This window comes from Arthrobacter sp. UKPF54-2, assembly GCF_007858535.1.
Lineage (GTDB): Bacteria > Actinomycetota > Actinomycetes > Actinomycetales > Micrococcaceae > Arthrobacter.
The window spans coordinates 3,433,472-3,453,004 of record NZ_CP040174.1; the positions used below are offsets into that span (position 1 = coordinate 3,433,472).

Here is a 19,533-nt window from a genome sequence, read left to right on the forward strand (position 1 = left end):
GCCTTTAACGTTAGCAGACCGCGCCCCGGCGCCGGACCTTCCGTGGCGCGGTCGCGCGCGGTCCCGGCGCATCCGCTGCGGGTCCGCGCCGGTTTCCCATAGCCCCGGACGGCCCACTAATCTGGCCAGTTATGGAGTCCGCACACTATTTCAGCGCCCAACCGGCCGGGCCGTTCACCCGCAAGCCCCTGACCGTGGAGCTTGCCGGCGCGCAGCGGACGCTGCAGACGTCCTCCGGGATTTTCAGCCCGGACGGCGTCGACAAGGGAACAGCGGTCCTGCTGGCGGACGTCCCGGCCCCCGCGCCGCAGGGGAACCTGCTGGATATCGGCTGCGGATGGGGTCCGATCGCGCTGACCATGGCGCTGCGGGCCCCGCACGCCCGGGTCTATGCGGTGGACGTGAACGAGCGCTGCGTAACCCTGACGAATGAAAATGCCGCGCTGCTGGGGTTGGAGAATGTCACCGCCAGCACCCCCGGCGAGGTGGACCCGGAGCTTCGCTTCGACACCATCTGGTCCAACCCGCCCATCCGGATCGGCAAGGACGAACTCCACGCCCTGCTGCTGCTGTGGCTGCCGCGGCTGGCCCCGGGCGGTTCGGCCTGGCTGGTGGTGCAGAAGAACCTAGGCTCGGATTCGCTTCAGCGCTGGCTCGCCGAGGAGCTGGACAGCAGCTTCACCGTGACCCGGGAGAGCACCTCAAAATCGTTCCGCATCCTGCGGGTCAGGAAAGCATCCCGCTAGCGACGATCACGGCGGGGCCGCTCAGCTCCACGTGCTCGTGGCCGTCCGCGGCCAGGAAGAATTTGACCCCGACGACGCCGCCGGGCACCGTGACGTTCCAGGTGTCCGGGGCGCCCGCGCCGGCCCAGTGCCGGATCGCGACGGCGGCGGCGCAGGCCCCGGTGCCGCATGACAGGGTCTCCCCCACACCCCGCTCGTGCACGCGCATGGTGATGGCTCCGACGCCATCGTGGACCAGCGGTTCGGACGGCACCACGAATTCGACGTTGGTGCCGTGCGGCGGCGCGGGGTCAACCCGCGGCGCCCTGAACAATTCGGTGGCTTCGAGCTCGGCGAGCTCCGCGAGGGCGACGACGGTGTGCGGGTTGCCCATGCTCACCGACAGCGCGGGCCGGGCGACTTCCAGGCCGTCGGCGCTGACCAGCGAATCCATGGCGCGGGCGGTGGCCTCGCCCGGGAAGATGAACTCCCAAGGGCCCATGTCGACGGCGTAGCCGGCCGCGGTGCGCACCACGGTCTTGACGCCGCCGCGGGTTCCAATGGTCAGCGATTCCCCGGCCGGCAGGTCCACGAGACCCTCCTTGACGAGGAATTGGACGAAGACGCGCACGCCGTTGCCGCACATTTCCGAGAGCGAGCCGTCGCCGTTGCGGTAGTCCATAAACCACTCCGCCGCGGGGTGCTGGCCGAGCAGCTCCTGGCCTTCGGGCAGCAGCCGGGAGGGGACAGCGCGGATGAGGCCGTCGGCGCCGATGCCGCGGTGACGGTCACAGAGCGCGGCAACCTGCTCCGGGGTGACCGAGAGGGCGCCGTGCGGGTCCGCGATCAGGACAAAGTCGTTGCCCGTTCCGTGGCCCTTGGAGAACTTCAGGCCGCCGAGTCCGGAGGTGTCTCCGGCGGTGTCTCCGGCGGTGTCTCCGGCGGGCAGGTGGTCAGCGGCCGCGGCCAGGGTTTCGTCCATGCTCCAAGGTTACCGTTGCGGCCGCGCCGGGACGGAAACGGCGACGCCGGCCCCGGCGGCGGATTACGGCTACCGGCCCCGGCGGCGCTTACCTGCCGCCGGTACCTCAGCGGCAGAGCGCGGCGGCCTTGGCCGGCAAGTGGGGGTCCTGCCAGTCCAGCCAGCTGATCCGCGGGTCGGCGCGGAACCAGGTGAGCTGGCGGCGGGCGAACTGGCGGGTCGCGACTATGGTTTCCTCCGCGGCCTGCGCGACATCCGAATCGCCGTCGACCACCTTGAGGAACTGCGCGTAGCCCAAGGCCCGGGAGGCGGTTTTGCCGCGGCGCAACCCCAGGGCATCCAGGCGCCGCACCTCCGCCAGCAGCCCGTGCTCCACCATGGCGTGGACGCGGGAGGCCAGGCGTTCGCGCAGCTGTTCGCGGTCCACCTCAAGCCCGATCTGCACGGCCGGCTGGAAGTACTCGCGTGTGGGCATGAAGGAGCTGAAGGGCCGCCCCGTGAGTTCGTAGACCTCCAGGGCGCGGATCACCCTGCGCGCATCGCCCAGCCGGCCGGCCGAGACCGGATCCACCCGGTCCAGCCGCGCCCGCAGCGGGGCGAGTCCGGCGGCTGCCTCCTCCTGCTCGAGGCGCTGCCGGACTGCGGGGTCGGTTCCGGGGAACTCGAGGACGTCGAGGACGGCACGGACGTACAGGCCCGAGCCGCCGGCCAGGATGGCCCGTTTGCCGCGGGCGTGGATGTCCGCGATCACGGCACGGGCCTGCTGCTGGAAGTCGGAGACGCTGGCCTCTTCGGTCACGTCGAGGATGTCGAGCAGGTGGTGGGGCACTCCCCTGCGCTCGGCCTCGGTGATCTTGGCGGTGCCGATGTCCATGCCGCGGTAGAACTGCATGGCATCGGCGTTGACCACCTCGCCGTCGAGGGCCAGGGCCAGCGACACGGCCAGATCCGACTTACCGGATCCGGTGGGCCCGACGACGGCGATGACCGGGGGCGTGGTTGTGGCCACGGATTTAGCGGGTGCGCAGCGGCACGCTGGGCATGCCCAGCGACACGCCGGAGGTGCCGCCGGTGCTGCCGTTGGCTCCGGCGGGGGCCGGGGCGCCGCAGGAATCGGCCTGGGACCGGTCCCACGCGTCGCCGGCTCGGGAGCGGCGCAGGCTGTAGTCCTCGGCCGACGCCGGGTCCGCGACGAGGTGGAATGCCGCGGCCTCGGTGATGGTCACGGTGACGAGGTCTCCGGGGCGGGGTGTTTCGGCGCCGGCGGGTACGGAGAAGTGCACCAGCCGCTGGTCCTGCGCGCGGCCGGAGAGGCGGTGCGTTTCCCCGGCTTTGCGGCCCGACTGGGCGGTCACCATAACCTCCACGCGGCGGCCGAGCTGGCGGGCGTTCTCCTCGGCGGCGATCCGGTCCTGCAGCGCGGTGAGCCGCTCGAAGCGCTCCTGCACCACGGCCTTGGGCAACTGGTCCGGGAGTTCGGCGGCGGGCGTGCCGGGCCGCTTGGAGTACTGGAAGGTGAAGGCGGTGGCGAAGCGGGACTTTTCCACGACGTCGAGGGTGGCCTGGAAGTCCTCCTCGGTTTCGCCGGGGAATCCGACGATGATGTCGGTGGAGATCGCGGCGTGCGGGATCTTCGCCCGGACCTTGTCCAGGATGCCGAGGAACTTGGCGGACCGGTAGGACCGCCTCATCTCCCGGAGCACCTTGTCCGAGCCGGACTGCAGGGGCATGTGCAGCTGCGGCATAACGTTGGGGGTCTCGGCCATGGCGTCGATGACGTCGTCGGTGAACGCTGCCGGGTGCGGGCTGGTGAACCGGACGCGTTCCAAGCCGGGAATCCCGCCGCAGGCGCGCAGCAGCTTGGAGAACGCCTGCCGGTCGCCGAACTCGACGCCGTATGAGTTGACGTTCTGGCCCAGCAGCGTGACTTCGATGGCGCCGTCGTCGACGAGGGCCTGGATCTCGGCGAGGATGTCCCCGGGCCGGCGGTCCTTTTCCTTGCCGCGCAGCGACGGAACGATGCAGAAGGTGCAGGTGTTGTTGCAGCCGACCGAGATGGAGACCCAGCCCGCGTAGACGGAGTCGCGTTTGGTGGGCAGCGTGGAGGGGAACACGTCGAGGGACTCGAGGATTTCCAGCTGCGCCTCGTTGTTGTGGCGGGCGCGTTCCAGCAGGGCGGGCAGGGCGCCGACGTTGTGGGTTCCGAAGACCGCGTCGACCCAGGGCGCCTTCTTAAGGATGGTCTCGCGGTCTTTCTGCGCGAGGCAGCCACCGACGGCGATCTGCATGCCCGGGTTGGCTTCCTTCACCGGGCGGAGAATGCCGAGGTTGCCGTAGAGCTTGTTGTCGGCATTTTCCCGGACCGCGCAGGTGTTGAAGACGACGACGTCGGCCAACTCGCCGTCGGAGCGCACGTACCCGGCGGCTTCGAGCATGCCGGACATCCGCTCGGAATCGTGGACGTTCATCTGGCAGCCGAAGGTCCGCACCTGGTAGGTGCGGTCCGCGGACTTCTCATCCGGGGAGGGGGTACCGCCGGGGGCTGGGGTAGGAATGGTCAAACTCACCTGTTAAGGGTACCGGTTCGGTGCGGCCGGTTTTGCGGGCCATGCTGCCGCGGGCCGCGGTGCCGGCCTGCCGGGTCAGGCCTCGTCGTCCGGTTCTTCGAGCGACGCGTCCACGGCCTCTCCGACGATCCGGAAGGCCTGGGACGGCTGGTAGCCCTTGCGTGCCAGCATGGACGCGAGCCGGCGGACGGTTTTGTCCCGCTCCGCACGGTCTTCCAGGCCGCGGGCGTTCCGCAGCTTGCGCTCCACCAGGTCCCGGGCCGCGGCTTCCTCGTCCTCGTCGCTGAGCTGTTCGAGGGCGCCGGCGGCGGTCTCCTGGTCGATGCCCTTCTCGACCAGCTCCCTCCGCAGCGCGCCCTTGGCAAGCTTGCGCGTCTGCGCCCGGCTGCGGACCCACATGTCGGCGAACACGGCGTCGTCGATCAGGCGGACTTCTTCGAAGCGGTCGAGCACGGCCTCGGCGACGTCTTCCGGGATGTTGCGCTCGGCCAGTTTGCGGGTGAGCTGCAGCCGGCTCTTGGGCGAGTGGGTCAGCTGCCGCAGCACCACGGCGCGGGCTACCGCGGCGGGATCCGCGTCGGCCTCTTGTTCCGGTGCCGGTGGAGACGTCGAAACAGTCGGGGCCGAGGTGCCGGGGTCTCCGGGGCCGTCAACGACGCCGGGGCCAGGATTCCGGGAAGGGAACCCTGACCCCTGGCGGCGTCGTGCGGCGGAGGCCCGGCGGTTAGAAGCCGTCAACGGCCTTCAGCTTCGGTGACTCCTCCGCGTCGGCGGCCTTGACGCCAACGCCGAGCTTTTCCTTGATGAGGCGCTCGAGTTCGGCGGCGAGCTCCGGGTTGTCGCGCAGGAAGCGTCGGGAGTTCTCCATGCCCTGGCCCAGCTGGTCCCCGTCGTAGGTGAACCAGGAGCCGGACTTCTTGATCAGGCCGTGCTCGACGCCCATGTCGATGATGCCGCCCTCACGGGAGATGCCCTGGCCGTAGATGATGTCGAATTCGGCGATCTTGAAGGGCGGGGCCATCTTGTTCTTGACAATCTTGGCCTTGGTGCGGTTGCCGACGGAGTCCGCGCCCTCCTTGAGGGTCTGGATGCGGCGGACGTCGATGCGGACCGAGGCGTAGAACTTCAGCGCCTTGCCACCGGTGGTGGTTTCCGGGGAGCCGAAGAACACGCCGATCTTCTCGCGCAGCTGGTTGATGAAGATGGCGGTGGTCTTGGTCTGGCTCAGCCGGCCGGTGATTTTACGCAGGGCCTGGCTCATCAGCCGTGCCTGCAGGCCGACGTGGCTGTCGCCCATGTCGCCTTCGATTTCGGCGCGGGGCACGAGGGCGGCGACGGAGTCGATGACGATGACGTCAAGCGAGCCGGAGCCAATCAGCATGTCCATGATTTCGAGGGCCTGCTCACCGGTGTCCGGCTGGGAGACCAGCAGCGCGTCGGTGTCCACGCCCAGCTTGGCGGCGTATTCCGGATCCAGGGCGTGCTCGGCGTCGATGAACGCGGCGATGCCGCCCTGACGCTGCGCGTTGGCGACAGCGTGCAGCGCGACCGTGGTCTTACCGGACGATTCCGGCCCGTAGATTTCGACAATACGGCCGCGGGGCAGGCCGCCAATGCCGAGCGCCACGTCCAGCGCGATGGAGCCGGTCGGAATGACCTCGATGGGCGCGCGGACTTCATCGCCCAGGCGCATTACGGAGCCTTTGCCGAACTGCTTGTCAATCTGGGCAAGCGCTGCGTCGAGCGCCTTCTGGCGATCCGGGGCTGCGGCCATGATTCACACCTCTGATACTTTCTCGCTGGAGAGTGGCCGTCGTGGCCGTTGTTATGTCATCACTGACGCTAGTGGCGGCCACCGACAAAGTTGCCGCGGCCGTCGCGTATGTGGAAAACGCTCTGAAAAAAGCATAGCCGGACCCGAACAGATATTCGAACAATCCGGCGGCGTGTCAGGGCCGGACCCGGACGGACCGGCGGCGTCCGGCGCTAGCTGCGGGGCTTGACGTCGCGGCCGAGCCGGCGCTCGGCCGGAACATCCTGCACGTCGCAGACCGCCAGCCAGACCTGCCGGGGCGGCACCCCGGCGCTGAGCGCCTGGTCCGCGGTGCGGCCGCCGACGCCGGCCAGTACCAGGGAGCTGCTGAGGACACGGGAATATCCCGCCCCGAACTCGTCGTCCATAAGCCGCCAGAAGTCGCTGATTCTCACCAATAAAGTCTCTCACGGGCGCGGACCCTAGAATGGTTGCTATGAGCACCCCACGCGATGCGGCCCCGGATCCGGCGCACAGTTCCGGCTCCGGCGACGCTTCCCCGGAGGAGGCGCTGGCCGCCGTCGAACACCAGCTGAGCCTGCTCTGGCGGCGTGCCCGGTCCATGTCGCAGCGGCTTTCCCGGCAGGTCCATCCGGAGATGGAGCCGGCCGCCTACGGCCTTCTGTCGGTGCTGCGGACCAAGGGTCCCATCCGGCTGACCGAGCTGGCCTCCTGCATCGGCGTCGGCAAGCCCTCCGTGAGCCGCCAGGTCGCCTTCCTCGAGGGCCTCGGGCTCGTCTCGAAGCAGGCCGACCCGCTGGACGGCCGGGCCCAGGCCATCAGCCTGACCGCCAAGGGCGAGGAAAAAATGCACCTGGTCCAGGATGCCCGGCGCGAGGTCTTCCGCGAGCGGCTGGCGGAGTGGCCCACCGGGGAACTTGAAGCCTTTGCCGGCTACATGGCGAAGCTCAACGCCAGCTACGAACGCGACGGCTTCCCGCGGGACGAAGTCTTCTAGACCCCCGTCCCGGACACGGAAAAGGTCCCCGGCACACCGCCGGGGACCTTCCCATGAAAGTACTGGAGTGGGGCTTAGTGCGCCCCGGAGAGCAGGCCGGTGGCCAGCTCGTCGTTCAGCTCGGTGTTGAGCTCACGGTCAAGGTCACGGCCGTAGCGCTGGGCGAACTCCTGCGGCACGGTGTCCGGTACCGCGACGCCCTCGGCCACGGCAACGCGGTCGCTAACTTCGCGGAGCATGCTGGAGAGCGGGACATCGAGGGCCGAGCAGATCGAGGAGAGCAGCTCCGAGGAGGCTTCCTTCTGGCCGCGTTCCACTTCACTCAGGTAACCCAAGGATACACGGGCACTGTGCGAGACTTCGCGGAGGGTACGGCCTTGGCGTTGGCGGACATCGCGCAGGACATCACCGATTTCGTGACGAAGTACAACCATCTTGCGCTCCTTCTGTTCGCTCTTTGCCTGATCGGCGAGGCCCACATCCTTCCAGCGGACAACGCCGTTTACGGATACGGGCTGCTTTACCATCTGTATCGCCTTGCTCCCTCGTATGTTCGGTTCGCCGTTGAGGGCGAACGATGTATTGACTTCATCCTAGGCGCCACCCTTATTCCGGGGCGACACAATGTAACAACTATTCGGAATCAACTTTTGTTCCCGGCAACTTTACCCGCGGTAGCCTGCCGGGGACAGGGCTTGAAGCAGGCGTTCCAGGGCGGCGCCGCAGGCCAGCGCCCGGATCTCCTGGCGCGATCCCTCGAAGCGGTACGCGAACGACGTCGCGCCCTCCGCCGTGGCGAGGCCGATGTAGACGGTTCCCACGTCCTTGCCGTCGTGCGGCTCCGGGCCGGCCACCCCAGTGGTTGACACCCCGACGTCGGCGCCGCAGGCGGCGCGCGCGCCGGAGGCCATCGCTGCGGCGACCTGACCGTCCACCGAGCCGGCGGCGGACAGGACCTCGCGGGATACCCCGAGGACGTCCGCCTTGACGGAGTTCGCGTAGGCGACGACGCCGCCCTGCAGCATGGCGGACGCGCCCGGCGTGTCGGCCAGCACTGCGGCGACCATGCCGGCGGTGAGGGACTCGGCCGTGGCCACCGTCAGGCCGCGCTCGATCGCGCCGGCCACGGCCTGCCCGGCGAGGCGGTGCAGGTTGGGGTGGAGCCCCGGGTGGGGGCCGGGCTGCTGGTCACTCATGGCGTTCCCTCCTGGACCTGCTGTTTCCGGGCCCGGATGCCGCTGGCACGGAGCTTGAGGGCCTCGACGACGTATTCGGCGCCAGTCCAGATGGTGATCGCGAGGGCGGCCATCATGACCGCGAAGGCCACGAATCCCAGCCAGGGCGCAATCGAGGCGAGCGGCATCACGTAGAGGAAGATCGCCGCGGTCTGGATCACGGTCTTGAGCTTTCCGCCGCGGGAGGCGGGGATGACGCCGTAGCGGATGACGAAGAACCGCAGCGCCGTCACGCCCCACTCGCGGACCAGGATCAGGACGGTGACCCACCACGGCAGTTCGCCCAGCAGCGAGAGCATCACCAGGGCCGAGCCGATCAGCAGCTTGTCCGCGATCGGGTCCGCGATCTTGCCGAAGTCGGTGACGAGGCCGCGGCTGCGGGCGATGTCGCCGTCGAGTTTGTCGGTGTAGATGGCCACTGTGAAGGCGACGACGGCGGCCCAGCGCCACGGCCCGTTTTCGGCGGCGAGGCCCGGGGCATCGCCGACGAGGAACCAGACGAAGAAGGGCACCAGCGCGATCCGCAGCATCGTCAGGATGTTGGGCAGGTTCCAGATCCGCGGGGCGGACCCGGCGTTGGTTTCGGCGCTAGTCACCTTCCTAGGCTACCGTCTCCGCCGGTTACCGGCCGGTGAGCGACCAGGCGTCCTCGGAGCCGTCTTCGTCCTCGGAGCCGCCGTCGGCGCCGTCGTGATAGTCGATCGCCTGCGTGCGGTTGTCCAGGTCCGCGGCAACCAGGTCCTCGGCGTAGCCGCCCTGGGCGATGTTGGCGTGGGCGTTCTCGCTCAGCGCGACGGTCTGGGCGTCCGCGGCGACCGGCCCGTCCTGGCCCTTCATGGCGGCCAGAACCGCGGCGAGGTCGTCGGGCTTGACCAGGACGTCGCGGGCCTTGGACCCTTCCGAGGGGCCCACCACTCCCCTGGATTCCAGCAGGTCCATCAGGCGGCCGGCCTTGGCGAAGCCGACGCGCAGCTTGCGCTGCAGCATCGACGTGGAGCCGAACTGGGTGGTGACGACCAGTTCGGTGGCCTGCAGCAACACCTCGAGGTCGTCCCCGATGTCGTCGTCGATCTGCTTCTGCTGCGCTTCGGGGGCGACGTCGTCGCGGTAGACGGCCTTGAGCTGGCCCTTGACGTGCTCGACAACCTTGTGGATTTCGGACTCGGTGACCCAGGCGCCCTGCACGCGCATCGCCTTGGAGGCGCCCATCGGCAGGAAGAGCGCGTCGCCCTGGCCGATCAGCTTCTCGGCGCCCGGCTGGTCCAGGACCACGCGGGAGTCGGTGACGGAGGAGGTGGCGAAGGCCATCCGGGACGGGACGTTGGCCTTGATCAGGCCGGTGACGACGTCGACGGAGGGCCGCTGGGTGGCGAGCACCAGGTGGATGCCGGCGGCGCGGGCCAGCTGGGTAATGCGGACGATGGAGTCTTCGACGTCGCGCGGGGCGACCATCATCAGGTCGGCGAGTTCGTCCACGATCACCAGCAGGTACGGGTACGGGCGGATGACGCGCTTGGACCCTTCCGGCGGGTGGACCTTCCCGGCCCGGACCGCCTTGTTGAAGTCATCGATGTGCTTGAACCCGTAGTTCGCGAGGTCGTCGTAGCGGGCGTCCATTTCGCGGACCACCCACTGGAGGGCCTCAGCGGCCTTCTTGGGGTTGGTGATGATCGGGGTGATCAGGTGCGGGACGCCTTCGTAGGCGGTGAGCTCCACGCGCTTGGGGTCCACCATGACCATGCGGACCTCGTCAGGGGTGGCGCGCATCAGGATGGAGGTGATCATCGAGTTCACGAACGAGGACTTGCCCGCGCCGGTGGCGCCGGCCACCAGCAGGTGCGGCATCTTGGCGAGATTGGCCACCACGTAGCCGCCCTCGACGTCCTTGCCGACGCCCATGACCATGGGGTGGTCCGTGCGCCGGGCGTTCTGGCTGCGAAGCACGTCACCGAGGGACACGGTCTCGCGGTCCGTGTTCGGGATCTCGATGCCGATGGCGGACTTGCCCGGGATGGGGCTCAGAATCCGGACGTCGGAGCTGGCGACAGCGTAGGAGATGTTCTTGGACAGCGCGGTAACGCGTTCCACCTTGGTGCCCGGGGACAGTTCGATCTCGTACCGGGTGACGGTGGGGCCGCGGCTGAAGCCGGTGACCTGGGCGTCCACGTTGAACTGGTTCAGCGTCTCGGTCAGCGAGGCCACGATCGCGTCGTTGGCCTCGGTGCGCTCCTTGGGAATGGAGCCGGGCGTAAGAATGTCCGAGGCCGGCAGGGTGTAGGTGACGTCGCCGGCGAGCGAGAGCTGTTCGGTGCGCTGCGGAATCGGGGTGGGCAGCGGGGCGGGCGCGACGGGGTTGGCGGGCACCTTGGGGGCGGCGGCGGCGCCGGGGTTCAGGGAGCCGGCGGCGACCATGCCCGGGGTGACGAGCGGGATCGCCTCGGTGGCGCCATCCCCCACGGCACCGGCTGCGGTGGCTGCTCTCCCGAGGCCCTGGGCTGCCTTGATCTTCTCGACGGCGATCTCGGCCTGGGTGGGCCTCCGCACGCCGGGCGCCACGGCCCTGGCGCCCTCGCCCTTGGCGCTGCCGGCACCGGCCGGTGTGTCGTCGACGCCGTCGACGACGGCGTGTTCGAACGCTTCGTCGCCGACGTAGCCTTCGAGCCGGGCGTCGTCGTCGTGGTCCTTGCCGAAGAGGCGCTTGCGCTTCTTCTTCGGCGCCGGGGCGTCGTTTTCGTACAGGTAGCTGCGGTCGTGGGCGTCCTGGTCCTCATCGTAGTCCTGCAGGTCGATGCCCATCAGGTGCTCGTAGGCGCCGCGGAGGCGGGAGGGGATGGCCCCGAAGGGGGTGGCCGTGACGATCAGCAGCGAGGTAAAGGCGAGCAGGGCGTAGAGGGCCAGCGGCACGGCGGCGTGGATGGTGGCCAGCGGCGCGGCAGCGAGGTAGCCGAGCATGCCGCCGGCCCGGCGCAGGCCGTCAAAACCGTCGGCGACGGTCGGCTGGCCGCCGATGACGTGCGCCAGGCCGCAGCCGGCGAAGGTCATGATGAGGAAGCCGATGCCGATCCGGTTGTTGCCGCGGCCGTCCACCGGCTGGCGGAAGAGGCGAAAGGCGCAGACGAACAGCATCAGCGGCAGCAGCAGGGACACCCAGCCGAAGGTGCCGTTGACGATGCCGAAGACGGCGTCGGGGAACCAGCCCTTGAAGCCCCACCAGGCGAAGGTGGCGATGAAGGCGCCGAGGGCGAGGTTGAACAGCGCGGCGCCGTCGCGGCGCTCCGCCGGGTCGAGATCGCTGACGTCGTGGCCGATCCGGCGGACGCCGGCGCCCACCACGTGGCCGATCCCCAGCCAGGCCCCGGCCACCACCCGCACCAGCCAGGGCTGGCGCGGTTCGACGGCGGCCAGCTGCCGTGTGCGCGCGGTCCCCTGCGTGCGGCTGGTCCTGGACGCGGCTGCGCCCGAGCCCCGGCCCGAAGAGCCGCCGGTGTTGCCCTTGGAATTGCCGCTGGAGCTGCCGCTTGAGTTGCCTCTAGGCGCGGAGGAGGTGCGTGTCGCCATACCCGCAACGGTACCGGACGCCGGGCCGCAAACCGCGGATTTCCGGGGCGGGCGGGATCATGTTGGACCTGGCGGGACGCTGGCGCCCGGGCCCGCGGGCGGCCGGCCGGCAACGGAACCGGCCCTCCCCGCCGGCTCCGCGGAAGGCGGGGCCGGCGGGGAGGGCCGGTTCGGTGCAGTGTCCCTGCCGGGCGCTCTGCCCGGGTGCGGCGCCTACGCTTCCAGGACCACCGGGATGATCATGGGCTTGCGGCGCAGCTTGCGGTTGACCCAGGTGCCGACGACGCGGCGGACAACCTGCTGGAGCTGGTGCGAGGTGTGGTCGCGGTTCTGGACGGCTTCCTCGAGCGCGGCGTTGATCTTGGGGATGATCTCGTCGAAGACCGAGTCGTCCTCGGCCACGCCGCGGGCGTGGATTTCCGGTCCGGAAACAACCTTGCCGGTGGCGCGGTGAATGACGGTGATGATGGAGATGAACCCTTCGTCGCCGAGAGTCTGGCGGTCCTTGAGGTCCGCTTCGGTGACCTCGCCGACGCTGGAGCCGTCCACGTAGACGAAGCCGACCTCGACCTGGCCGACGACGTCGGCCTGGTGGTCGCGGAGGTCGATGACGGTGCCGTTGTCGGCCAGCAGGATGCTCTCCTCGGGGACGCCCGATTCGAGGGCGATCTTGCCGTTGGCGATCAGGTGGCGGGTCTCGCCGTGCACCGGCATCGCGTTGAGCGGCTCGAGGATGTTGTAGCAGTAGAGGAGCTCGCCCGCGGCCGCGTGGCCGGAGACGTGCACCTTCGCGTTGCCCTTGTGGATGACGTCGGCGCCGAGCTTGAGCAGGCCGTTGATGATGCGGAAGACGGCGTTCTCGTTGCCCGGGATCAGGCTGGAGGCCAGGATCACGGTGTCGCCCTGGCCGACGACGACGCGGTGGTCGCCGTTCGCCATCCGGGACAGCGCGGCCATGGGTTCGCCCTGGGAGCCGGTGGACATCAGGACCACGCGGTTGTCCGGCAGGTTGTCGATGTTCTTGATGTCGACCAGGATGCCGGCCGGCACCTCGAGGTAGCCAAGCTTCGCGGCGATGGCCATGTTGCGGACCATGGAGCGGCCCACGAAGGCGACCTTGCGGTTGTGGTTGGCGGCGGCGTCGAGGACCTGCTGGACGCGGTGCACGTGCGAGGAGAACGAGGCCACGATGATGCGCTTGGAGGCCTGGCCGAAGAGCCGGTCCAGGGTGGGGCCGATCTCCTTTTCCGCGGTGGTGAAGCCGGGGACGTCGGCGTTCGTGGAGTCGGACATGAACAGGTCCACGCCTTCTTCGCCGAGCTTGGCGAAGTGGCGCAGGTCGGTGATCCGGCCGTCGAGCGGGAGCTGGTCCATCTTGAAGTCACCGGTGTGCAGCACGGTGCCGCCGGCGGTGCGCAGGAACACGGCGAGGGCGTCCGGGATGGAATGGTTGACAGCCACGAATTCGCATTCGAAGGGGCCGAACTTCTGGACCTGGCCTTCGCTCACGATCGTGGTGTTCGGCTTGATCCGGTGCTCCTGGAGCTTCGCCTCGATCAGGGCCAGGGTCAGCTGGGAGCCGACGACGGGGATGTCGTTGCGCAGGCGCAGCAGGTAAGGGACGGCGCCGATGTGGTCCTCGTGGCCGTGCGTGAGGATGACGGCGAGGATGTCGTCCACGCGGTTCTCGATGTAGGAGAAATCGGGCAGGATCAGGTCCACGCCGGGCTGGGTCTCCTCGGGGAAGAGGACGCCGCAGTCAACGATGAGCAGCTTGCCGTCGATTTCGAAGACGGTCATGTTGCGGCCGATCTCCCCGAGGCCGCCGAGCGGCACGATCCGCAGGGTGTTCTTGGGCAGTTTCGGCGGCGTGACAAGGCCGGGAAGGGCGGTTTGGGTCATAGTGCACTACTTTCCAGGCGGAGCAGGAGGTGTCCGATCCTGACCAGGCATGGCTGCCGGATCAGGAGTAGACGAGTCCCGCTTCCGCCAAGTCCTCGCGGATCGTTTCGATCTCGGCTTCGCCCGGCTCCACGAGGGGCAAACGGACAACCGAGTTGGGCAGGACTCCCTGCCACTTAAGAACTTGCTTCGCAGCAACAGCACCCTGGATATGGGTCATCACTGCACGGACCACGGGGTCCAGTTCGAAATGTATGGTGCGGGCGGTGGCAAAATCGCCTGCAAGTGCGGCGTCGATCATCGCACGGTACTGCTTGGTGGCCACGTGCGCCGAGACGCTGACGAGCCCGACGGCGCCGGCGGCCATCCAGGGCAGGGTCAGGCCGTCGTCGCCGCAGTAGACGTCCAGATCGGTGTTGGCCATCACGCGGGTGACGGCGGCAAAGTCGGCCTTGGCATCCTTGAGGGCGACCACGCGGGGGTGGTCCGCGAGCCGGATCATGGTTTCGGGGAGGATCGGCACGCCGGCGCGGCCCGGGATGTCATAGACCATCACGGGAAGGTCCGCGGCGTCGGCCACGGCTTCGATGTGGGCCTGGATCCCGGCCTGGCTCGGCTTGTTGTAGTACGGGGTGACAATCAGCTGGCCGTGGGCGCCTGCCTTGGCGGCGCGCTTGGCCATCTCGATCGAGTGCGAGGTGTGGTTGGTGCCGGTGCCGGCGATGACCTTGGCCCGGTCCCCGACGGCGTCGACGATGACCCGGAAAAGCTTCTCTTTTTCGTCGTCTTCCAGCGTGGAGGTCTCGCCCGTAGTGCCCGAGATGACGAGGGCGTCATTGCCGTCGTCGACGAGCTTGTTGGCCAGTTCCGCGGACTTCTGATAGTCGACCTCACCGTCGTTGGTGAACGGGGTGACCATGGCGGTCACGAGGGTTCCAAACGTGTAAGAGCGAATGTCAGAGTCGGCCATAGGAAAAACGTTACCCTGTCCCCGGCGTGTTAGGACAATGGCGGCGGCGTGATGCGCGTCAAATTCGGCCCTCCTGTGCCGTGGCGGCCGGCGGTCCGGGATGCGTGGGCGGAACGGCGCAGTAGCGGCTAACGGCATCCTCGCGCAGGCCCTCCGCCCAGGCCGAGAGCCGCTGCGCGGCGCGCACGTAGTGGAACAGTTCGGTGGGGGTGAGCGCCTCGAGGTCCGTCTCCGCGAGCCGGCGGGCCAGCTCGGCGCCCGGCACCTGGGCGGAGAGGACCGTGCCTTCCCGGTGCCATTGGACGTCCTCCGCCGATTCCCCCGCGACCAGCCGCCGGAAGAGGAAATCAACGACGCCGGGGCTCATCGCCTTGAGGACGCCGTCCGCCTTGGCGGGACTGTGCGCCTTCGCGGAGCTGTGTAAAGGCTCTGGTGTGTGGTTCATACCGCCATGGTATTCGAACATATATTCGAATACAAGGGTTGTGCGATGGCGCCCGGCGGGCTTGCCGGTTCCTGCGACGCGGGGGTTGGCCGGGCCTTGGGTGCTCCTGCCACTTTCAGGATATGGCCCGGCAGGGGGCTTGCCGCAAGGCGCCTGCCGGCGGCGACAATGGTTGGCCGGGCACGAGCGCCGTGACGGCTGACACCGGACGGCGCAGTGATTACGGCGCAGCGATTCGGAGCCGCAGGATCAGTAATGGGGATGAGGGATGGACATATGTACGACGTGATCATCAGCGGCGGCGGGCCGACGGGGATGATGCTGGCCAGCGAGCTGCGGCTGCACCACGTGGACGTGCTCGTACTGGAACGGGACGCCGAACCGGGCCAACAAGTCCGCTCGCTCGGCCTGCACCCGCGGAGCATCGAGATCATGGACCAGCGCGGGCTGCTGGAAAGGTTCCTCGCCCACGGGAAGCAGTATCCCGGCGCCGGCGGCCGCCTCGCGGGCATCGATGCACCCCCGCCGGCGGACCTGGACACCGCGCACGGGTACATCCTGGGCCTGCCCCAGCCGGTCACCGACCGCCTGCTCGCCGAGCGCGCCGTCGAGCTCGGCGCACAGGTCCGCCGGGGCTGCGAGGTAGCGGGCTTCGCGCAGGATGCGGACGGGGTGGACGTTGATGTCGCCGACGGCACCCGGTTGCGGACGCGCTGGCTGGTCGGCTGCGACGGCGGACGCAGCCTGGTGCGCCGCCTGCTCCGCATCGGTTTCCCGGGTGAGGCGGCCAGGAACGAGTGGATCCTGGGCGAGGTCGAGGTGACCGCGCCGCCGGAGGAACTCGCAAAGGTCGTCGAGGAGGTCCGTAAGACGCACAAGGGGTTCGGCGTCGGTCCGGCCGGCAACGGCCTGCAGCGTGCCGTCGTTCCCGCGGCGACCGTGGCCGAGGACCGCTCGGTCCCGCCGACCCTGGCGGAGTTGCGTACGCAGCTGCGGGCGTATGCGGGCACGGACTTCGGCGCCCACTCGCCGCGCTGGCTCTCGCGCTTCATCGACGCCACCCGGCTGGCCGACGACTACCGGCGGGGCCGGGTGCTGATTGCCGGCGACGCCGCGCACGTCCATCCGCCGCTCGGCGGTCAAGGATTGAACCTTGGCATCCAGGACGCCTTTAATCTCGGCTGGAAACTCGCCGCCGAGGTCACCGGGTGGGCACCCGACGGGCTGCTGGAGAGCTACGGCGCCGAGCGCCGCCCGGTCGCTGACGACGTGCTGTCCCTCACCCGCGTCCAGAGCGAACTGCTCTCCCCCGAGCCCGGGCCGCGGGCAGTGCGCCGGCTGCTGACCGAGCTGATGGACTTCGAGGACGTCCGGCGCCTGGTGGCCGAGAAGATCACCGGGATCGGGGTCCGCTACGACTTCGGGCCGGGGCCGGCCCTGCTCGGCAGGCGGCTGCGCGACATCCGACTGCGGCGCGGCCGGCTTTACGAACTGACCCGGGAGGGCCGGGGGCTGCTCCTGGACCAGACCGGCGGACTCTCGGTGGCGGGGTGGGCGGATCGGGTCGACTACGTCGCGGACGCCAGCGCGGAACTGGACGCGCCCGCGGTCCTGCTCCGGCCGGACGGCCACGTCGCCTGGATCGGCGAGGACCAGGACGAGCTGCTCCGGCACCTGCCGGCCTGGTTCGGAGCCGCTGCGCAGCGGCGGTAACACGCGCCAGGGAGCGTGCGGCAGCCGCCGCCCGTGACGCCGCCCGGTCGACGTCGGCGTCGGCGGGCCCGGCGGTGCCTGCGGGCCGGGCATGAGACGATCGACAGATGACCTCGCGCGGAACGGCTCCACGCTCCGGGACCGCGCGGGGCACGGCCGCCGCAGCCCGGCTGGCGGGTATTGACGCCGCCCGGGGCCTCGCGCTGCTGGGCATGATGGCAACCCATGTGCTCCCCACGTTCGAATCCGACTCGCAGCTCACCCCCACCTGGATCGGCCTGACCTTCTCCGGTCGCGCGGCTGCGCTCTTCGCCGTCCTCGCCGGCATTGGCCTGGCGCTCTCCACCGGCAAAGAGCGTCCGCTGGAGGGGCGTGAGTTGCGGGCGGCCCGCCGCGGCATCGCCCTGCGGGCGCTGGTGGTGGGCGTGGTCGGGCTCTCGCTGGGCGCCCTGGAGATCAACATCGCGGTCATCCTGGTCCACTATGCGCTGCTGTTTCTTTGTGTGCTGCCTTTTATCGGGCTGCGCCCGCGGCGGCTCTGGGCCCTGGCCGCGGCGTGGGTGCTGGCCAGCCCGGTCCTGGCCTACCTGCTGCGGCCGTGGCTGCTGGCCGCCGAGCCGCCCCTGCAGCTGGGCCACAATCCCGGCTGGGAGGACCTGGCCGCCCCGGCGCGGCTGCTCGGGGACCAGTTCCTGACCGGCTACTACCCCGTCCTGCAGTGGATCGCCTACTTGCTGGTCGGCCTGGCGATCGGGAGGCTGGCCCTCTCGACGGCGGCGGTCCCGGCGCTCCTGCTGGCCGCGGGGACCATCACCGCGGTGCTTGCCAAGTGGCTGAGCGTGGTGCTGATGGAGGACTGGGGCGGCCGGGCGGCCCTGCAGGAGTCGCTGGGTGATCCGGCGTATCCGCTGGCGAGCCTGCTGCAGGTGAACCTCGCGGGCATCGAGCAGTCCGGGTCCGCCTGGTGGCTGGCGTCCAGCGCCCCGCATTCGGGCACCACGCTGGACCTGCTGCACACTTCCGGGGTGGCCGCGGCCGTGGTGCGTGTCTTCCTGCTGCTGGGACGGCTCGCCGACTGGATCCAGCTGGACCTGCTGCTGCCCTTGCGCGGTGCGGGCGCGCTTACGCTGAGCCTCTACACGGCGCACTTGTGTGTGATGGCCTCCTTGTACAACCATCCCCTGCCCGCCGGCTGGACCGTGGAAGGGGTGTACTGGGCGCAGGCCCTCGCGGTGCTCGTCCTGGGCGCCGCTTTCGCTGTGCTGTCCTGGCGCGGGCCGCTGGAGTGGCTGGGGCACGCCGCCAACCAGCTCGGCCGCGGCCAGCTGGGCCGCAACCGAGCCGGCCGGGGCCGGGGCACCCAGCCCCGCTAGGCGCCGGCCTCCGGGGAACCGCTACGGAACAGGCGGACGGCGTCGCGCATGGTCGCGCGGGCGCGTTTGCGGTCACCGGCGGCGTCGTAGGCACAGCTGAGCCGGAACCAGGAGCGCCAGTCCCCGGGAGCCGCCTCGGCCTCCGCCCGGTACTTCTCAAACTCCAGGTCCGCGGCCTCGCGGACAATCCGGCCGGCCGGAGTGCGCGGCAGGGTGTCCTCCGGCAGCCCGCCTTCGGCCTCGAGGATCCTGGCCAGCCGCTCGGTCCGGGCGCCGAACAGCAGTTCCCGCACCAGGGCCCAGGCTCCGATAATCGGCAGCACCAGGTAGGCCAGTCCGAGGGCCTTCGCCACCAGGTTGGGGTCGGAGAGCAACAGCAGGGACCGCTGCAGGGACACCACCAGGTAGAACACCAGCAGGAGTGACACCGCGCCCACCCAGATCTTGGTGCGGTTGGCCTTGAGTGCCGAGAGGACGTTGGCCATCAGAGGCCCAGGTCCAGGTAGCCGTCCAGGCCCACGGTGAGCCCCGGGTGCGCCGCGACGTTGCGCACGCCCAGCAGCACGCCGGGCATAAAGGACGCCCGGTCGAACGAGTCGTGGCGGAAGGTCAGCTGCTCCCCCGGCCCGCCGAGGAGCACCTCCTGGTGCGCGACGAGGCCGCGCAGCCGGACGCTGTGGACGCGGACGCCGTCGACGTCGCAGCCCCGCGCCCCGGGGCGCTCGCTGGTGGTGGCGTCCGGGCTGGCGGCGACGCCGGCGCCGGCGCGCTCCGCGGCGATCAGCGCGGCGGTCCGCACCGCCGTCCCGGAGGGCGCGTCCACCTTGTCCGGGTGGTGCAGCTCAATGATTTCGACCGATTCGAAGTAGCGGGAGGCCTTGGCGGCAAAGGCCGAGGCCAGGACCGAGCCGAGGGCGAAGTTCGGGGCAATCAGGACGCCGACGCCGGCGTTGGCGGCCAGGAGCGCCTCGAGACGGGCCAGCCGTTCGGCGTCCCAGCCGGTGGTGCCGACGACGGCGTGCAGGCCGTGTTCGACGGCGAAGCGGACGTTCGCCTCCGTGCTTTCCGGCACGGTCAGGTCCACCACAATGCGGGCGCCGGAGTCCAGCAGGGTGTCGAGGGAATCGTTGCGGCCCAGGGCCGCGACGAGCTTCAGGTCTTCGGCGGCTTCCACGGCCTTGACGGCCTCGGCGCCCATGCGCCCGTTGGCGCCCAGCACGGCGACGGCAAGTTGTTCGGTCATGGCATCAACCCTACCGCCGGGGCCCGCCCGCACCGGAACCGGGACGGCT

19 protein-coding genes are annotated in these 19,533 nt (G+C 69.7%); 4 read left to right on the plus strand and 15 right to left on the minus strand.

Annotation, left to right across the window (positions count from 1 at the left end):
- The first annotated feature begins 131 nt into the window (after positions 1–131).
- Positions 132–746 carry a class I SAM-dependent methyltransferase gene (locus tag E7Y32_RS15775; RefSeq protein ID WP_146337948.1) on the plus strand — a complete coding sequence of 205 codons (615 nt, stop codon included), beginning with the start codon at positions 132–134 and terminating at the stop codon, positions 744–746.
- Here E7Y32_RS15775 and dapF read toward each other — a convergent pair.
- The 6 genes from dapF to E7Y32_RS15805 all read right to left on the minus strand — a co-directional run bounded on the left by dapF (position 727) and on the right by E7Y32_RS15805 (position 6,482).
- Positions 727–1,707, minus strand: a complete 981-nt coding sequence (gene dapF, locus E7Y32_RS15780) for a diaminopimelate epimerase (RefSeq protein WP_146337949.1) — start codon at positions 1,705–1,707, stop codon at positions 727–729. The genes E7Y32_RS15775 and dapF overlap by 20 nt on opposite strands.
- 106 nt (positions 1,708–1,813) lie before the next feature.
- A complete protein-coding gene (gene miaA, locus E7Y32_RS15785) occupies positions 1,814–2,716 on the minus strand; it encodes a tRNA (adenosine(37)-N6)-dimethylallyltransferase MiaA (RefSeq protein ID WP_146337950.1) in 903 nt (300 codons plus the stop codon).
- Between the two features lie 4 nt (positions 2,717–2,720).
- The gene (gene miaB, locus E7Y32_RS15790) at positions 2,721–4,274 is read right to left on the minus strand and encodes a tRNA (N6-isopentenyl adenosine(37)-C2)-methylthiotransferase MiaB (RefSeq protein ID WP_146337951.1); all 1,554 of its coding nucleotides are present in this window, start codon (positions 4,272–4,274) and stop codon (positions 2,721–2,723) included.
- A 75-nt stretch (positions 4,275–4,349) separates the two neighbouring features.
- The gene (locus E7Y32_RS15795) at positions 4,350–4,823 is read right to left on the minus strand and encodes a regulatory protein RecX (RefSeq protein ID WP_261382652.1); all 474 of its coding nucleotides are present in this window, start codon (positions 4,821–4,823) and stop codon (positions 4,350–4,352) included.
- A 175-nt stretch (positions 4,824–4,998) separates the two neighbouring features.
- Positions 4,999–6,048, minus strand: coding sequence for a recombinase RecA (recA, locus tag E7Y32_RS15800; RefSeq protein ID WP_146337953.1), 1,050 nt, complete (start codon positions 6,046–6,048; stop codon positions 4,999–5,001).
- A gap of 212 nt (positions 6,049–6,260) precedes the next feature.
- Positions 6,261–6,482 carry a DUF3046 domain-containing protein gene (locus E7Y32_RS15805; RefSeq protein WP_146337954.1) on the minus strand — a complete coding sequence of 74 codons (222 nt, stop codon included), beginning with the start codon at positions 6,480–6,482 and terminating at the stop codon, positions 6,261–6,263.
- Positions 6,483–6,523: 41 nt separating this feature from the next.
- Between E7Y32_RS15805 and E7Y32_RS15810 the strand changes: the two genes are divergently transcribed.
- The gene (locus tag E7Y32_RS15810) at positions 6,524–7,045 is read left to right on the plus strand and encodes a MarR family winged helix-turn-helix transcriptional regulator (RefSeq protein ID WP_146337955.1); all 522 of its coding nucleotides are present in this window, start codon (positions 6,524–6,526) and stop codon (positions 7,043–7,045) included.
- Between the two features lie 74 nt (positions 7,046–7,119).
- Here the strand turns inward: E7Y32_RS15810 and E7Y32_RS15815 are convergent, their stop codons facing one another.
- From E7Y32_RS15815 to E7Y32_RS15845, 7 genes are all read right to left on the minus strand, one after another.
- A complete protein-coding gene (locus E7Y32_RS15815) occupies positions 7,120–7,572 on the minus strand; it encodes a helix-turn-helix domain-containing protein (RefSeq protein WP_146337956.1) in 453 nt (150 codons plus the stop codon).
- Between the two features lie 138 nt (positions 7,573–7,710).
- On the minus strand, positions 7,711–8,241 hold the full coding sequence (locus E7Y32_RS15820; RefSeq protein WP_146337957.1) for a CinA family protein: 531 nt from the start codon (positions 8,239–8,241) through the stop codon (positions 7,711–7,713).
- A complete protein-coding gene (gene pgsA / locus E7Y32_RS15825) occupies positions 8,238–8,876 on the minus strand; it encodes a CDP-diacylglycerol--glycerol-3-phosphate 3-phosphatidyltransferase (protein ID WP_146337958.1) in 639 nt (212 codons plus the stop codon). Before pgsA ends, E7Y32_RS15820 begins: the two co-directional genes overlap by 4 nt.
- A 25-nt stretch (positions 8,877–8,901) precedes the next feature.
- A complete protein-coding gene (locus E7Y32_RS15830; RefSeq protein ID WP_146337959.1) occupies positions 8,902–11,838 on the minus strand; it encodes a DNA translocase FtsK in 2,937 nt (978 codons plus the stop codon).
- Positions 11,839–12,051: 213 nt separating this feature from the next.
- The gene (locus tag E7Y32_RS15835; RefSeq protein WP_146337960.1) at positions 12,052–13,740 is read right to left on the minus strand and encodes a ribonuclease J; all 1,689 of its coding nucleotides are present in this window, start codon (positions 13,738–13,740) and stop codon (positions 12,052–12,054) included.
- 61 nt (positions 13,741–13,801) lie between these two features.
- Complete coding sequence (dapA, locus tag E7Y32_RS15840) at positions 13,802–14,710, minus strand: 4-hydroxy-tetrahydrodipicolinate synthase (RefSeq protein WP_146337961.1); 909 nt, start codon at positions 14,708–14,710, stop codon at positions 13,802–13,804.
- A 58-nt stretch (positions 14,711–14,768) separates the two neighbouring features.
- Entirely contained in the window at positions 14,769–15,155 is a 387-nt protein-coding gene (locus E7Y32_RS15845) for a hypothetical protein (RefSeq protein WP_261382481.1), read from the minus strand.
- Between the two features lie 276 nt (positions 15,156–15,431).
- Here E7Y32_RS15845 and rox point away from each other — a divergent pair, with 276 nt between their 5' ends.
- The gene (gene rox / locus E7Y32_RS15850) at positions 15,432–16,868 is read left to right on the plus strand and encodes a rifampin monooxygenase (protein ID WP_146337962.1); all 1,437 of its coding nucleotides are present in this window, start codon (positions 15,432–15,434) and stop codon (positions 16,866–16,868) included.
- A gap of 107 nt (positions 16,869–16,975) precedes the next feature.
- Positions 16,976–18,241: a heparan-alpha-glucosaminide N-acetyltransferase domain-containing protein gene (locus tag E7Y32_RS15855; RefSeq protein ID WP_146337963.1), complete on the plus strand. Its 1,266-nt coding sequence runs from the start codon at positions 16,976–16,978 to the stop codon at positions 18,239–18,241.
- Here E7Y32_RS15855 and E7Y32_RS15860 read toward each other — a convergent pair.
- Both E7Y32_RS15860 and dapB read right to left on the minus strand, forming a co-directional pair.
- A complete protein-coding gene (locus E7Y32_RS15860) occupies positions 18,238–18,726 on the minus strand; it encodes a hypothetical protein (protein ID WP_146337964.1) in 489 nt (162 codons plus the stop codon). The two genes, E7Y32_RS15855 and E7Y32_RS15860, sit on opposite strands and share 4 nt — an antisense overlap.
- Complete coding sequence (dapB, locus tag E7Y32_RS15865; protein WP_146337965.1) at positions 18,726–19,484, minus strand: 4-hydroxy-tetrahydrodipicolinate reductase; 759 nt, start codon at positions 19,482–19,484, stop codon at positions 18,726–18,728. Before dapB ends, E7Y32_RS15860 begins: the two co-directional genes overlap by 1 nt.
- Between the last annotated feature and the right edge of the window lie 49 nt (positions 19,485–19,533).